15 protein-coding genes are annotated in these 14,344 nt (G+C 59.9%); 7 read left to right on the top strand and 8 right to left on the bottom strand.

Annotated features, from left to right (window positions below; translation table 11 throughout):
• Positions 1–51: 51 nt before the first annotated feature.
• Genes rpsP through ffh form a run of 3 tightly spaced genes read right to left on the bottom strand, consistent with a single transcriptional unit; the run spans position 52 to position 2,397 of the window.
• Positions 52–420 carry a 30S ribosomal protein S16 gene (rpsP, locus tag FHT93_RS22735; protein ID WP_112545668.1) on the bottom strand — a complete coding sequence of 123 codons (369 nt, stop codon included), beginning with the start codon at positions 418–420 and terminating at the stop codon, positions 52–54.
• Positions 421–467: 47 nt separating this feature from the next.
• The gene (locus FHT93_RS22730) at positions 468–788 is read right to left on the bottom strand and encodes a chorismate mutase (RefSeq protein ID WP_183849571.1); all 321 of its coding nucleotides are present in this window, start codon (positions 786–788) and stop codon (positions 468–470) included.
• Positions 789–804: 16 nt separating this feature from the next.
• Positions 805–2,397: a signal recognition particle protein gene (gene ffh, locus FHT93_RS22725; RefSeq protein WP_183849569.1), complete on the bottom strand. Its 1,593-nt coding sequence runs from the start codon at positions 2,395–2,397 to the stop codon at positions 805–807.
• A 486-nt stretch (positions 2,398–2,883) separates the two neighbouring features.
• On the opposite strand from ffh, the gene FHT93_RS35680 reads away from it, so the two are divergent.
• The 6 genes from FHT93_RS35680 to FHT93_RS22700 all read left to right on the top strand — a co-directional run bounded on the left by FHT93_RS35680 (position 2,884) and on the right by FHT93_RS22700 (position 8,285).
• Positions 2,884–3,111 (top strand): hypothetical protein, encoded by a 228-nt coding sequence (locus FHT93_RS35680; protein WP_183881184.1) that lies wholly within the window; start codon positions 2,884–2,886, stop codon positions 3,109–3,111.
• A gap of 168 nt (positions 3,112–3,279) precedes the next feature.
• Positions 3,280–4,182, top strand: coding sequence for a diaminopimelate epimerase (dapF, locus tag FHT93_RS22720; protein ID WP_183849567.1), 903 nt, complete (start codon positions 3,280–3,282; stop codon positions 4,180–4,182).
• Positions 4,179–5,453 (top strand): tRNA (N(6)-L-threonylcarbamoyladenosine(37)-C(2))-methylthiotransferase MtaB, encoded by a 1,275-nt coding sequence (gene mtaB, locus FHT93_RS22715; RefSeq protein ID WP_183849564.1) that lies wholly within the window; start codon positions 4,179–4,181, stop codon positions 5,451–5,453. The genes dapF and mtaB overlap by 4 nt, the downstream gene beginning before the upstream one ends.
• 15 nt (positions 5,454–5,468) lie before the next feature.
• Entirely contained in the window at positions 5,469–6,998 is a 1,530-nt protein-coding gene (ftsY, locus tag FHT93_RS22710; RefSeq protein ID WP_113144915.1) for a signal recognition particle-docking protein FtsY, read from the top strand.
• A 58-nt stretch (positions 6,999–7,056) separates the two neighbouring features.
• A complete protein-coding gene (locus FHT93_RS22705; RefSeq protein WP_112545661.1) occupies positions 7,057–7,701 on the top strand; it encodes a septation protein A in 645 nt (214 codons plus the stop codon).
• Positions 7,698–8,285, top strand: coding sequence for a DUF2585 domain-containing protein (locus FHT93_RS22700; RefSeq protein WP_112545660.1), 588 nt, complete (start codon positions 7,698–7,700; stop codon positions 8,283–8,285). The genes FHT93_RS22705 and FHT93_RS22700 overlap by 4 nt, the downstream gene beginning before the upstream one ends.
• Here FHT93_RS22700 and FHT93_RS22695 read toward each other — a convergent pair.
• The 5 genes from FHT93_RS22695 to ccmA are packed head-to-tail and all read right to left on the bottom strand — an operon-like array spanning position 8,282 to position 11,170.
• Positions 8,282–8,890: a DsbE family thiol:disulfide interchange protein gene (locus FHT93_RS22695; protein WP_183849562.1), complete on the bottom strand. Its 609-nt coding sequence runs from the start codon at positions 8,888–8,890 to the stop codon at positions 8,282–8,284. The two genes, FHT93_RS22700 and FHT93_RS22695, sit on opposite strands and share 4 nt — an antisense overlap.
• Entirely contained in the window at positions 8,887–9,057 is a 171-nt protein-coding gene (gene ccmD / locus FHT93_RS22690; protein ID WP_112545658.1) for a heme exporter protein CcmD, read from the bottom strand. Before ccmD ends, FHT93_RS22695 begins: the two co-directional genes overlap by 4 nt.
• 2 nt (positions 9,058–9,059) lie before the next feature.
• The gene (locus tag FHT93_RS22685; RefSeq protein WP_113204331.1) at positions 9,060–9,821 is read right to left on the bottom strand and encodes a heme ABC transporter permease; all 762 of its coding nucleotides are present in this window, start codon (positions 9,819–9,821) and stop codon (positions 9,060–9,062) included.
• A 48-nt stretch (positions 9,822–9,869) separates the two neighbouring features.
• The gene (gene ccmB, locus FHT93_RS22680; protein ID WP_183849560.1) at positions 9,870–10,529 is read right to left on the bottom strand and encodes a heme exporter protein CcmB; all 660 of its coding nucleotides are present in this window, start codon (positions 10,527–10,529) and stop codon (positions 9,870–9,872) included.
• Entirely contained in the window at positions 10,526–11,170 is a 645-nt protein-coding gene (gene ccmA, locus FHT93_RS22675; protein ID WP_183849558.1) for a heme ABC exporter ATP-binding protein CcmA, read from the bottom strand. The genes ccmB and ccmA overlap by 4 nt, the downstream gene beginning before the upstream one ends.
• Positions 11,171–11,430: 260 nt before the next feature.
• Here ccmA and acnA point away from each other — a divergent pair, with 260 nt between their 5' ends.
• Positions 11,431–14,121: an aconitate hydratase AcnA gene (acnA, locus tag FHT93_RS22670; RefSeq protein ID WP_112545654.1), complete on the top strand. Its 2,691-nt coding sequence runs from the start codon at positions 11,431–11,433 to the stop codon at positions 14,119–14,121.
• Positions 14,122–14,344 lie beyond the last annotated feature (223 nt).

Below are 14,344 nucleotides of genomic sequence, written 5' to 3'. Positions count from 1 at the left end.
AAAACGGGCGGCATGTCGCCATGCCGCCCGTTCAGATGGGATCGAAACCGATTATTCGGCGGAAGCAGCAGCTTCAGCGGCGTCAGCAACCTTCTGAGCCTTTTCGGCAGCGCGCTCCTGAGCCTTCTTGCCCGGCTTTGCCTTTTCCGGGTTGTTGCGGGTTTCGCGCTTGGAGATGCCGGCTTCGTCGAGGAAGCGCAGGACGCGGTCCGTCGGCAGGGCGCCCTGATCGAGCCAGTGCTTGATACGCTCGCCGTTCAGCTGAACGCGCTTTTCATCATCCTTGGCGAGCATCGGGTTCCAGGAACCGAGGTTCTCAAGGAAACGGCCGTCGCGCGGGCTGCGGGCGTCAGCGAGAACGACGTGGTAGTACGGGCGCTTCTTGGAACCACCGCGTGCGAGACGAATTTTCAGTGCCATGTTTTACTCCTTAGGCTTTTCTTGAACCGCTTCGTTGAGCGGCATGGTTATCGGGTTGCGGCGCTCTGTTCAGCGTGATCCGCAGCGATCTGCTCATGATGCCGGATGACTTCCTTGATGACGAAGTTCAGGAACTTCTCGGCGAAATCCGGATCCAGATGCGCATCTTCGGCAAGCTGACGAAGACGCGTGATCTGGTATTCCTCGCGCGCCGGATCGGCCGGCGGCAACTTGTACTTGGCCTTGAGCACGCCGACCTCTTTGGTGCAGCGGAAGCGTTCGGCCAGAATATGAACGAGCGCCGCATCGATATTGTCGATCGACTGGCGGTAACTCGAAAGCTGGGCTTTGACGTCTGGATCAATCATGGGGCAGGCGATCCTTTCACTTCTTCTTCGGCAATCCGGGCAGGCCCGGGAAACCACCACCGAGGCCCGGCAGCTTCGCGCCGCCCAGACCGGGCAATCCGCCCGGCAAGCCTCCGCCTAGACCGGGCATACCCCCACCCGGCTTTCCGAGACCCGCGGCTTCCGCCTGCTTCTGCAGCGCTTCGAGCTGCTTCGGGTCGATATTCGAAAGATCAGGCATGCCGCCCATGCCGCCCATGCCGCCGAGGCCCCCCAGCCCCATCTTGCCGGCAAGACCGCCCATCATCTGCTTCATCATGCCGCCTTTGCCCTTGCCGCCCATCATCTTCATCATGTCGGCCATCTGCCGATGCATCTTCAGAAGCTTGTTGATGGCAGCCGCATCCGTGCCGGAGCCGGCGGCGATGCGCTTCTTGCGCGAATGCTTGAGCAGGTCGGGATTGGCGCGCTCGGCCTTGGTCATCGACTGGATGATGGCGATCTGGCGGCCGAACAGCTTGTCGTCCAGGCCGGCAGCGGCCATCTTGTCCTTCATGCCGGCCATGCCGGGCATCAAGCCCATGATGCCGCCCATGCCGCCCATCTTCTGCATCTGGCGCAGCTGGTCGGCGAGGTCGTTCAGGTCAAACTTGCCCTTGGCCATCTTGGCGGCCATGGCAGCCGCCTTTTCGGCGTCGATGTTTTCTGCAGCCTTCTCGACGAGCGAAACGATATCGCCCATGCCGAGGATACGGTCGGCGATACGACGGGGATGGAATTCCTCCAGCTCGCCCATTCGTTCGCCGACGCCGATCAGCTTGATCGGCTTGCCGGTGACGGCGCGCATGGAAAGGGCCGCACCGCCGCGGCCATCGCCATCCATGCGGGTCAGCACAAGGCCGGTGATGCCGACACGCTCATCGAAACTGCGAGCGAGATTGACGGCGTCCTGGCCGGTCAAGCTATCGGCGACCAGCAGGATTTCGTGCGGGTTCGACTTCTTCTTGATATCGGCCATTTCGACCATCAAGGGTTCATCGATATGGGTACGGCCGGCGGTGTCGAGAATGACGACGTCATGGCCGCCGAGCCTGGCTGCCTGAACGGCGCGGGCGGCGATATCGGTCGGAGACTGACCGGCAATAACGGGCAGGGTGTCGATGTTTGCCTGAGCGCCGAGCTGGCGAAGCTGCTCTTGCGCTGCCGGGCGGCGCGTGTCGAGCGATGCCATCAGCACCTTCTTCTTCTCGCGTGTCGTCAAGCGATTGGCGATCTTTGCCGTGGTCGTCGTCTTACCGGAGCCCTGCAGGCCGACCATCATGATGACGACCGGGGCGGCTGCATGAAGGTCGACACCGACACCTTCGCCGCCGAGCATCTCGATCAGCTCGTCATGGACGATCTTGACGACCATCTGGCCTGGCTTGATCGACTTCAGGATCTCGGCGCCGACAGCCTTTTCACGCACACGATCGGTGAAGGAGCGCACGACTTCCAGCGAAACGTCGGCTTCCAGAAGCGCACGGCGAACCTCGCGCAGCGCTGCGGAAACATCACTTTCCGAAAGCGCGCCACGGCCTGTCAGTCCATTCAGGATGGAACCAAGACGGTCCTGGAGGTTCTCAAACATCGGCTCTTCCTTGATACGTTTCGGGGAGTTTTGGGATGTCCCGAACGTCGTGCTTTTCCTTGACGAAAACAAGACGCAAAGCCAAAAAGCACCCGAGGGCGCGACGCGCTGTCGGGTGTTGACCTCCGGAATCCAATGTCCCGGTCGGCGGCTCGGAGTCTTTACTCGTCGCGGATTTGGGGCGATAAACAGGAAAGCTGCGGGAAAGTCAAGGCGAATGCGTCCGGCGACGCCGTGGCGGGCTTTTTCCAAACCCGAACGGCAGGCGTGGTGCGGGATAATACGCCATGCGACCGGTCGCGACGACGGAAGTATATATCTATATATACTAACATATTCGCCTTGGAATTCACTGATGTCTGGTAGAATATTTCTATCGCAGACCCGAATTCGCTCTAAAAGCCAGTTGCAAAATATTCCGCTTCTGATTCTACTTTCTACTTAAGTAAATTCTGTAAAATGATTCGTTAATATCCTTGATGTCGAATGAATCGGCGGAGATATCAAATGATAAACCCAGATATAGAAAGCTGGGCGCTGGCACGCGCCCATAATATAGTTCTGAAGGAAGGCCTGAATCTGGCGAAGGCGGCACAGGACCTGGATCGCAAGCGGTCTCGCTTGTTGGTCTATGAGCTCAGAAAGGTCATTACTGCCGCTATTGTTGAAGCGCATGCGGCGTCCCTCAGTTCCGATGGCCCGGCGGCGCGCTAGATCCGGATTCTGTCTGGTTTTCATAGGTTGGCTTTGTTGTATCCGCCCTGATTTCGCGGACTTCGCCGTTGCGCGTAAGAAGAAGGACGAAGCTCGCCTGGCGCTCACCCACTGGTAATCCCTGAGCATTTCCGCCATATACAGCCGAAACGCAGCGGAAACAGTCAGATGAGCAACACGGTCGAATTCGCGAAGATGAACGGGCTTGGCAACAAGATCCTGGTCGTCGACATGCGCGGGCGGAGCGACAGGGTGACGTCACAGGCTGCCATCGCGCTCAATGCCGATACCGACACGCAGTTCGACCAGATCATGGCGATCCATGATCCGAAGGCGGATGGCACCGATGCCTATATCGACATCCTCAATTCCGACGGATCCAAGGCGCAAGCCTGTGGCAACGGAACTCGCTGTGTCGTGCAGGCGCTCGCCACCGAGACCGGCAAGAAGGCTTTCACCTTCCAGACGGTTGCCGGCATCCTGAATGCCGTCGAACATGAGGACGGCACGATATCCGTTGACATGGGGCGGCCGGTCTTCGACTGGAACCGGATCCCACTTGCGGAAGAATTCCACGATACGAGCCGTATCGAACTACAGATCGGGCCGATCGATAATCCTGTCCTGCATTCGCCCTCGGCCCTATCGATGGGCAATCCGCATGCGATCTTCTGGGTCGATCGCGATCCGATGAGCTTCGATCTCGAACGGTTCGGTCCGCTGCTTGAAAACCACCCGATCTTTCCGGAAAAGGCCAATATCACGCTGGCGCAAGTCATCTCGGACTCGGCGCTGCGGACACGTACCTGGGAGCGGGGTGCGGGGCTGACGCTTGCTTGCGGTTCGGCCGCCTGTGCATCTGCCGTCAGTGCGGCGCGCACCGGCCGCACCGGTCGCAAGGTGACGATCGACGTCGCGTCCAGCCCGATCCGCCAGCCACTGACGATTGATTGGCGCGAAGACGACCATGTCGTCATGACCGGTCCTGCCGAATGGGAATGGTCCGGCACGGTCGACCCGACGACCGGCTCATGGTCACGCGATGCGGTACCCGGAGCGGAAGTGCGGTGAGCGGCGTCGAGGTCATTACCTTCGGCTGTCGTCTCAATATCTATGAATCCGAAGTCATGAGATCGCAGGCCGAAGCGGCCGGGCTCAACAATGCCATCCTGGTCAACACCTGCGCTGTGACCGGCGAGGCCGTGCGTCAGGCCCGTCAGGCGATCCGCCGCGCGCGTCGCGACAATCCACATGCCCGCATCATCGTTACCGGTTGTGCCGCCCAGACCGAAAAGCAGACCTTTGCCGAAATGGCGGAGGTCGATGCCGTGCTTGGCAACGAGGAGAAGCTGAAGGCAGCCTCCTATCGTGCGCTTCCCGATTTCGGCGTTTCAGCCGAAGAGAAGCTGCGCGTCAACGACATCATGAGCGTGCGCCATACGGCGCCACAGATGGTGAGACATATAGACGGTCATGTCCGGGCCTTCATCCAGGTGCAGAATGGATGCGATCACCGCTGCACTTTCTGCATCATCCCCTATGGTCGCGGCAATTCGCGTTCCGTGCCAATGGGTGCAGTGGTCGATCAGGCGCGCAACCTCGTCGACAGCGGTTATCGCGAAATCGTGCTGACCGGGGTCGATGCCACGAGTTATGGCGCCGATCTTCCGGGTGAGCCAACGCTTGGGCTGCTCGCAAAGACGCTCCTGAAGCAGGTGCCCGATATTCGTCGACTGCGACTGTCTTCCATCGACAGTATCGAGGTCGATCGGCATCTCATGGATCTGATCGCAGACGAGCCGCGCTTCATGCCGCATCTGCATCTTTCCCTGCAGCATGGCGACGACATGATCCTCAAGCGCATGAAACGCCGGCATCTCCGGGCCGACGCTCTGCGTTTCATCGAAGACGTGCGCCGGCTGCGGCCGGAGATCAGCTTTGGCGCGGACATGATCGCCGGCTTCCCGACAGAGACCGAAGATATGTTCGAGAATTCTGTGCGGCTGGCCGAAGAAGCCGAGATCGCGCATTTGCATGTCTTTCCCTATAGCCCGAGAGCCAGCACACCTGCCGCGCGCATGCCGCAGCTCGATCGCGCTCTCATCAAGGACCGCGCCGCCCGGCTGCGCGCCACTGGACAGATGCTGCACCAGCGCCATCTGGACAAGATGGTTGGAACGCGGCAGTGGCTGCTGGTGGAAAACAACGGTCTTGCGCATACGGAAAACTTCACGCTCGTCACGGTTCCCGGTCTTCGCCCGCGCGATATCGTCGAAGTGAAGATCACCGGCCACAATGGCAAGTATCTTGATATGCAATTGACGGCTGCTGCGGCAGCCTGACTTCACGGACAACTCATGGCGCTCAGTTTCATCAAAAAGGTCTTCACCTTCGGCAAGCCGACGGACGAGCCCGTGCCGGAGGCCGTGAAAAGGGAGTTGGAGCCGCGCTCGCGTGACGAAGATCTGCCGCTTGCTGCCGATCCAGTTCTTGCCGAAGAAATGGAAACCGCCGGCGGTCCGGCCGCAGATGTCGGGCAGGATGGCGCGATGGACCCGGAGCCCGTTGAGGCCGAGCCGGAATTACTGCCGCCCGTCGATGATCTGGGTGACATGGGCGTCGTACCTTTGTCTCTTCTAGAGGCGGAAGCGGAAGCAAATGCCGATGACGATGCATCGGCGCCCTCCTCTGTCGTCTTGGATCATCTCCCCCACACGGAGGGAGATCGTTTTGAGGATGCCGCTGCCCCTGTAGAGGAAGGCCGGGTCGAGCCCACGGAGGTGTTCCCGGAAGAGTTTCCTGTTCGAGACGCGCAGGAGGCTCCGCTTGAGGTAGAGCCAAGTTCCCGATCCTTGCCAGAGGGGGAAGGTATCGTGTCCGACGAACAAGTCGCGGACCCTGTTCTTCCCAAAGGCTTCGCCACCGGATCCCTCGCCGAACCCGAGCCTCTGGTCACTCCGCAGCCGAGGCTTTCCTGGTTTCAGCGCCTGCGCAATGGTCTGGCGCGGACCTCCTCGCAGCTTACCGGTCAGATTGCAGCACTCTTCACCAAGCGTAAGTTGGATGACGACACGCTGCAGGATCTCGAAGACCTGCTGATCCAGGCCGACCTCGGCGTCGAGACTGCAATGCGCGTCACCGATACGCTCGCTTCCGAACGTTATGGCAAGGACGTCACCGGCGAGGATGTGAGCCGCATCATGGCAACCGAAATCGCCAAGGTGCTGAAGCCCGTCGCCAAGCCCCTGCAGCTCGATCTGTCGCACAAGCCGCATGTCATCCTCGTTGTCGGCGTCAACGGCACCGGCAAGACGACAACGATCGGCAAGCTTGCGGCGAAGCTCTCCGGTGCTGGCCTCAAGGTGATGCTGGCCGCAGGCGATACATTTCGCGCCGCTGCCATCGAGCAGCTGAAAATCTGGGCCGATCGCACCAAATCCGAATTCATCGGTACCAAGCTCGGCGCGGATGCGGCGGGCCTTGCCTATGATGCGTTCGAGCAGGCAAAGGCAAGGAAATGCGATGTTCTGATCATTGATACGGCTGGCCGCCTGCAGAACAAGGCGGAGCTGATGGCAGAACTGGAGAAGATCGTGCGCGTGCTCGGCAAGCTTGACCCCGATGCGCCACACACTGTTCTCCAGACACTGGATGCGACGACGGGCCAGAATGCGCTCAACCAGGTCGAGATCTTCCGCAATGTCGCCGGTGTCAGCGGGCTGATCATGACCAAGCTTGACGGCACGGCGCGCGGCGGCATTCTGGTGGCGATCTCCGCCAAGCACAAGCTGCCGGTCTATTTCATCGGTGTCGGGGAAGGGGTCGACGATCTCGAACCGTTCGAGGCCGAGGATTTTGCCCAGGCTATTGCCGGCATCGGCCAGTGATGCCACAGATTAGCCGTTGATGGCTTGCATGCATTGCAAAAAGCAGGTTTGAAAGAGCATGACGACTGAAAGCGATATTACTCCGAGCGCCGCAGACCGGCATCATCCGCTTCTGAAACTGGCGCTGGAACTCGGGCCGCTTATGGTCTTTTTCTTTGCCAATCTGCGTGGGGAATGGCTCGTCGCCCGTTTTCCGGCGTTGGCTGAGCTCGGCGGTCCGCTGTTCGTGGCGACCGGGCTTTTCATGGGCGCAACCATTCTCTCGCTGGTGGTTTCCAAGGTCGTGCTCGGCCATCTGCCGATCATGCCCTTCGTTTCCGGGATCGTCGTGCTGATCTTCGGTTCGTTGTCGATCTGGCTGCAGAATGAAACCTTCATCAAGATGAAGCCGACGATCGTCAATGCGCTTTTCGGCTTTACCCTGCTTGGCGGCCTCGCCTTCGGCAAGTCGCTGCTCGGTTATGTCTTCAACGCGGCCTTCCAGCTCGATGCGGAAGGTTGGCGCAAGCTGACGATCCGCTGGGGCATCTTCTTCCTGTTCCTTGCGGTGCTGAACGAGGTCGTCTGGCGTAATTTCTCTGACAATTTCTGGATCGCCTTCAAGGTCTGGGGCACGATGCCGATCACCATCATCTTCACCATGGCGCAGATGCCGCTGGTGCTGAAGCACAGCATTTCCACCGAGGCTGAAAGCGAGAAGTGACTGTCATCGACGGCGCCGACCGGTCACGGCATCAGATATTCTGGTTTTCCGCCTGTTTCGCGGTTCTGATCCTCCAGATCATTGCCGAATATATGATGGGCCGGGTTCCGATCTGCACTTGCGGCTACATCAAGCTGTGGGAAGGGACGGTCAATTCCAGCGGCAATTCACAGCATCTGTCCGACTGGTACACGCCGTCGCATATCATCCATGGCTTCCTGTTTTACGGGCTGGCGCATCTCGTGCTTCGCGGCAAGCCGCTTGCGGCGCGCCTGTTTCTGGCCGTTGTCATCGAATCCGGCTGGGAGCTTCTGGAGAATTCACCTCTGATCATCGATCGCTACCGAACCGCGACGATCTCGCTCGATTACTACGGCGACAGCATCATCAATTCGGCGATGGATACGATCTTCATGGCCGTCGGCTTCTTTTTCGCTTCAAGAGCGCCGGTGGCGTTGACGGTGGCAATCGCGATCTTCTTCGAGATTTTCACCGGCTACGTGATCCGCGACAATCTCACGCTGAACGTGATTATGCTGATCTGGCCCGTCGAGGCGATCAAGATATGGCAGGGCGGCGTCTAGGAAACAGGCTTGCCCAGCGCCTTTTCGATTGCTGGAAAGAGGCCTTCCCTGAGGCTGATATCGTCGAAGGGGCCGACACGCTTATAAATGATCGTGCCGTCAGGTGCGACGAGATAACTCTCTGGAATACCGTAGACACCCCAGTCGATCGCCGCCTTGCCGTTCGGGTCGATGCCGATGGCGTGGTAGGGATTGCCGAGTTCACCGAGGAAACGCAAGGCGTTCTCGTTCTTATCCTTGTAGTTGATGGCGACGATGTTCAGTCGCCCGTCCTCGGCAAGCTGCTTGAGAAGGGGATGCTCGTCACGGCAAGGGATGCACCAGGATGCAAAGACGTTGACGAGGGTGAGCTTGCCCTTGATTGCTTCATCCGTCAGTGCCGGCAGGTTGGAGCCCTCGAGCGGCGGTAGGTTCAGTGACGGCGCCCTGGTACCGATCAATGCGGAGGGGATTTCAGCGATGTTCTTGCCATGGAAATCCTGTTCGTAGAGCATTTTAGCAGCCGTTGCGGCGATGCCACCGAAGACGACGAGCGGGATCAGTGCAAATGCGTAGCGGCTGAAGCCGCCGCTCCGCGGCCTACTTTCTTGCGGGGTTTCGGTCATTCGGCGTCCTTTGGTCGGGCGGAACGGCGGCGGATGCCGGCGGCTTCGAGTGCTGCCAGTTCCTTCTGGCGCGCGCGCCCGTCAGCCCAGGTCCAGAGCGTCACTGCAAGTGTCACCAGTGCGGCGAAACCATAGGAGCCGTAGACGTAGAAAGCGTAAGAACCCACCGCTATTCCTCCCGGTTTGCCATACGCGCGGCCATGCGACGCTGGGAGGCGATACGGCGTCGCCAGATCTCGTTTCTCATTGCCATCAGATGCAGCGTGAAGAAGAGCAGGGTGAAAGCGATCGCCATGACCAGCAGCGGGCGCAGGAATTCCGGATCGATTGCTGGTCCGTCGAGGCGCAGAACGCTTGCCGATTGATGCAGCGTATTCCACCAGTCGACCGAGAACTTGATGATTGGAATGTTGACGAAGCCGACGAGGATGAGGATGGCAGTGACGCGAGCAGCCTTGGAAGGCTCGTCCATGGCGCGGTTGAGCGCGATCAGGCCGAGATACATCAAGAAGAGAATAAAGACGGACGTGAGCCGCGCATCCCAAACCCACCACGTACCCCACATGGGTTTGCCCCAGAGGGAGCCGGTAACCAGCGCAAGCAGCGTGAAGGCGGCGCCGAGTGGAGCGGCAGCCTTGGCCGCAACATCGGCCAGCGGATGACGCCAGACCAGCGTGCCGATCGCCGAAATGCTCATGATCGTATAGCACATCATGGAGAGCCAGGCGGAGGGAACGTGCACATACATGATGCGTACCGTTTCGCCCTGCTGGTAGTCGCCCTCGGTCGAGAAACTCAGATAGAGGCCAATGATGAAACAGAGGGCCGTAATGCCGGCCAGCCATGGAATGACGCGCGATGCCAGCGCCAGAAACCGCGTCGGGTTGGCGAGATCGCTGAATTTGCTGATGGCAAGGCTCGTTTCGCTCATATCCGCTTCCTTACCTTGATCCGCTGGGAGCCGCAATCGAAGCGCGGATCAATCCGCCGTGTTTCTAAGTGCCAGTGCGGCGGCAGCCGGGCCTATCACCGCAAAGAAGAGTGTCAGGGCAATGAGTATCAGAAACGGCGGCAGAAAGGGTGACGGTCCAACCACCGCCGCGTAGGTGGCGCTGACACCGAAGATCAGTACCGGGATCGTCAGCGGCAGGATGAGTACCGAGACCAGCAGTCCGCCTCGGGGCAGCGCGACGGCAACGGCTGCACCGACGGCACCGATGAAGGTGATTGCCGGCGTGCCGACGAGGAGGGTGAGCATGGTGGCGCCGATCGCCGTCTCATTCATATTCATGAAGAGCCCGAGCAGCGGCGAGGCAATGACCAGCGGCAGGCTGGTTGCCGCCCAGTGAGCGGCGCATTTGACGAGCACCGTCAGAACCAGGGGTGTGTCCTGCATCAGCATCAGGTCGAGTGAGCCGTCGTCTCGCTCCGCCTGGAACAGGCGATCGAGCCCGAGAAGGGCGGCGAGCAGTGCGCCAATCCAGACGATGGCAGGCCCGATGCGCGAGAGAAGCGCGAGATCCGGGCCGACACCGAAGGGAATGACAGCAACGACAGTAAGGAAGAAAAGAATGCCGATGAGCGCGCCGCCGCCGGCGCGGACGGAAAGCTGGAGGTCGCGGAGAAAGAGGGCGATCATCCCCACACTCCCTGCTCGACGCCGGCAAAGCCGGTCATTCTCATTTCCCTGGCCCTTTCCAGTCCAAGAGGCTGATGCGTCGCGGCGACGACAATCCCGCCTTCCGTCAAATGCGCTTCGATCAATTGCGCAAACAGCCTGTCCGCATTCGCATCCAGCGCTGCGGTCGGCTCGTCCAGGATCCAGACCGGGCGATGGGAAACCAGAAGCTTGGCGAAGGCGAAGCGACGCTGCTGGCCGGCCGAGAGGTAGCCGAAGGGCAAGTGCGTGATGCCGGACAGGCCGACCGCTTCCGCGGCCTCTTCGGTGCCCAGGCCAGTTCTCGTGCCAGAACTTAGGAAGGATCGCCAGAAATCCAGATTTTCTGCAACCGTAAGTTCCGTCTTCATTGCATTCCGATGGCCAAGGTAGTGGCTCGCTTCGGCCGCCGGACGCCTTTCGCCGGCTGGCGAATCACTGACTGTAGCGGAGCCTTTTTCGGGCCTCAAAAGACCGGCCACCACGCGCAATAAAGTGGACTTTCCCGATCCGTTTTTGCCTGTCAGGATCAGTGCCTCGCCGGGCTGCAAGTGAAAGGAAACGTTAACGAAAATCAGATCTTCCCCGCGCCGGGCCGCCAGATTTTCAGCGATGAGATGCATGCATCGGCTCTTTCTTCGTTGGCGCTCTCGGGCGGGCTCAAAAAATGTCCAATTTTGACCTTGTCGCTATGGCAAGTCTTTACGAAATTATCTATAAGACCTGCAACCACGCCAGCGGTCGGCGTGAATATCATCCTTGCGCCGAACTTGAGGTTTCTCCTCACGTGCGGACAGCGGAAATGGCCGTACCCGCATCCTGATGTGCATTAAGTGCATAGGCGTTCGCACGACTGTGTTGGCTATCAGAAACGGGGTCTCTCGTGTCTAAATCTCTTGACAGTTTCAATTGTCGGTCCACGCTTTCCGTTGGTGGAAAGGACTACGTCTACTACAGCCTGCCGAAGGCTGAGGCAAACGGCCTGCCCGGCGTTTCGAAGCTCCCCTATTCGATGAAGGTGCTGCTGGAAAACCTGCTGCGCTTCGAAGACGGCCAGTCGGTCACCAAGGAGCACATCCTCGCCGTCGCCGAATGGCTGAACAACAAGGGCGCCGTCGAGAACGAGATCGCCTATCGCCCGGCCCGCGTGCTGATGCAGGACTTCACCGGCGTTCCCGCCGTCGTTGACCTTGCCGCAATGCGCGACGCGATGGTTTCTCTTGGTGGTGATCCGGAAAAGATCAACCCGCTCGTTCCCGTCGACCTCGTCATCGACCATTCCGTCATCGTCGACGAATTCGGCACGCCGCAGGCTTTCGCCAAGAATGTCGAGCTGGAATACCAGCGCAACGGCGAGCGCTACCGCTTCCTGAAATGGGGCCAGCAGGCGTTCAAGAATTTCCGCGTCGTTCCTCCGGGCACCGGCATCTGTCACCAGGTCAATCTCGAATATCTCGGCCAGACCGTCTGGACGAAGGAAGAGGACGGCGAGACGATCGCCTATCCGGACACGTGCGTCGGTACCGACTCGCATACGACGATGATCAACGGCCTCGGCGTTCTCGGCTGGGGTGTGGGCGGTATCGAAGCTGAAGCCGCCATGCTCGGCCAGCCGGTTTCGATGCTGCTGCCTGAGGTTATCGGTTTCAAGCTGACTGGCAAGCTCAAGGAAGGCGTCACCGCGACCGACCTCGTTCTGACCGTCGTGCAGATGCTGCGCAAGAAGGGCGTCGTTTCCAAGTTCGTCGAATTCTTCGGCCCGGGCATGGACAACATGCCGCTCGCCGACCGCGCGACGATCGGCAACATGGGTCCGGAATATGGCGCAACCTGCGGCTTCTTCCCGGTCGATGGCGAAACCATCAACTACCTCACGATGTCCGGCCGTACGCATGACCGGATCGCACTCGTCGAAGCCTATTCGAAGGCACAGGGCATGTGGCGCGACGGCGACGGTTCCGACCTCGTCTTCACCGACACGCTGGAACTCGACCTCGGCGACGTCGTTCCCTCGATGGCCGGCCCGAAGCGTCCGGAAGGCCGAATCGCACTCGAAAACATCGCCACCGGTTTCGCCGGCTCGATGGATGCCGACTACAAGAAGCCCGGCCAGCTCAATAACCGCTATGCGGTCGAAGGCACGGATTTCGATCTCGGCCATGGTGACGTGGCGATTGCTGCCATCACCTCCTGCACCAACACGTCCAACCCGTCGGTTCTGATCGCTGCCGGCCTTCTCGCCCGCAACGCCGTTGCCAAGGGCCTGAAGACCAAGCCGTGGGTCAAGACCTCGCTTGCTCCCGGATCGCAAGTCGTCGGCGAATATCTCGCCAAGTCCGGCCTGCAGGCCGATCTCGACAAGCTCGGTTTCAACCTCGTCGGCTTCGGCTGCACGACCTGTATCGGCAATTCCGGTCCGCTGCCGGCACCGATCTCCAAGACGATCAACGACAAGGGCCTGATCGTTTCCGGCGTGCTCTCCGGCAACCGCAACTTCGAAGGCCGTATCTCGCCGGACGTTCAGGCGAACTACCTCGCTTCGCCGCCGCTGGTCGTCGCCTACGCGCTCGCCGGCACGGTGCAGAAGGACCTGACCAAGGAGCCGATCGGTGAAGACCAGAACGGCAACCCGGTCTATCTGAAGGACATCTGGCCGACCTCGCACGAAGTGCAGGACTTCATCCAGAAGTACGTCACCCGCGAACTCTACGAAACGAAGTATGCCGACGTCTTCAAGGGCGACGAAAACTGGCAGGCCGTTCAGGTTCCTCCGGGCCAGACCTATGCCTGGGACGACGATTCGACCTACGTCCAGAACCCGCCGTACTTTGTCGGCATGGGCAAGAAGGGTACGGGCACATCCGACATCAAGGGTGCACGTGTTCTCGGCCTCTTCGGCGACAAGATCACCACCGACCACATTTCTCCGGCCGGTTCGATCAAGGCTGCGTCGCCGGCAGGCGCCTACCTGCTCGGCCATGACGTCGCCGTCGCCGACTTCAACCAGTACGGAACGCGCCGCGGCAACCATGAAGTCATGATGCGCGGCACCTTCGCCAATATCCGCATCCGCAACTTCATGCTTGGCGCGAACGGCAAGGAAGGTGGCTACACCATCCACTACCCGTCCAAGGAAGAGACCTCGATCTACGATGCGGCCATGCAGTACAAGGCCGAGGGTGTTCCGCTCGTCATCTTCGCCGGCGTGGAGTATGGCAATGGCTCGTCGCGTGACTGGGCTGCGAAGGGCACGAACCTGCTCGGCGTCAAGGCCGTGATCGCCCAGAGCTTCGAGCGTATTCACCGTTCGAACCTGGTCGGCATGGGTGTCATTCCCTTCGTCTTCGAAGAGGGTACGACCTGGCAGAGCCTCGACCTGAAGGGCGACGAACTCGTCACCATCGAGGGCCTCGAAAACATCAAGCCGCGCGAAAAGAAGATCGCCAAGATCACCTATGCCGACGGCACGGTGAAGGACGTTCCGCTGGTGTCGCGCGTCGACACGCTGGACGAGGTTGTCTACCTCAACAATGGCGGCATCCTGCAGACGGTTCTGCGCGATCTCGCAGCCTGATTTTTAAGATACTTGACTGATAATGACCGCCGGAGAGCAATTTCCGGCGGTTTTTCTTTGCGCAAAACAGGTCGGTATCACTGCTCACGCCGATGTGTTTCAGCAGCCTGCGGCCTGGGGCTTCGTCTCACCCGTTCGTGACTTTGCGTTTGGAGCCGGAAGGATTATTCGTACGTTCATATCTCAGAGCCGGCGGTCAGGATTGCCGGCACTGAAAAAGAGG

Origin of the sequence: Rhizobium sp. BK379, assembly GCF_014193955.1 — a bacterium.
In the GTDB taxonomy this organism is placed as follows: Bacteria; Pseudomonadota; Alphaproteobacteria; order Rhizobiales; family Rhizobiaceae; genus Rhizobium.
Note: the sequence above shows the minus strand (reverse complement) of the source record. Positions and strands in the feature narration are given on the sequence as shown.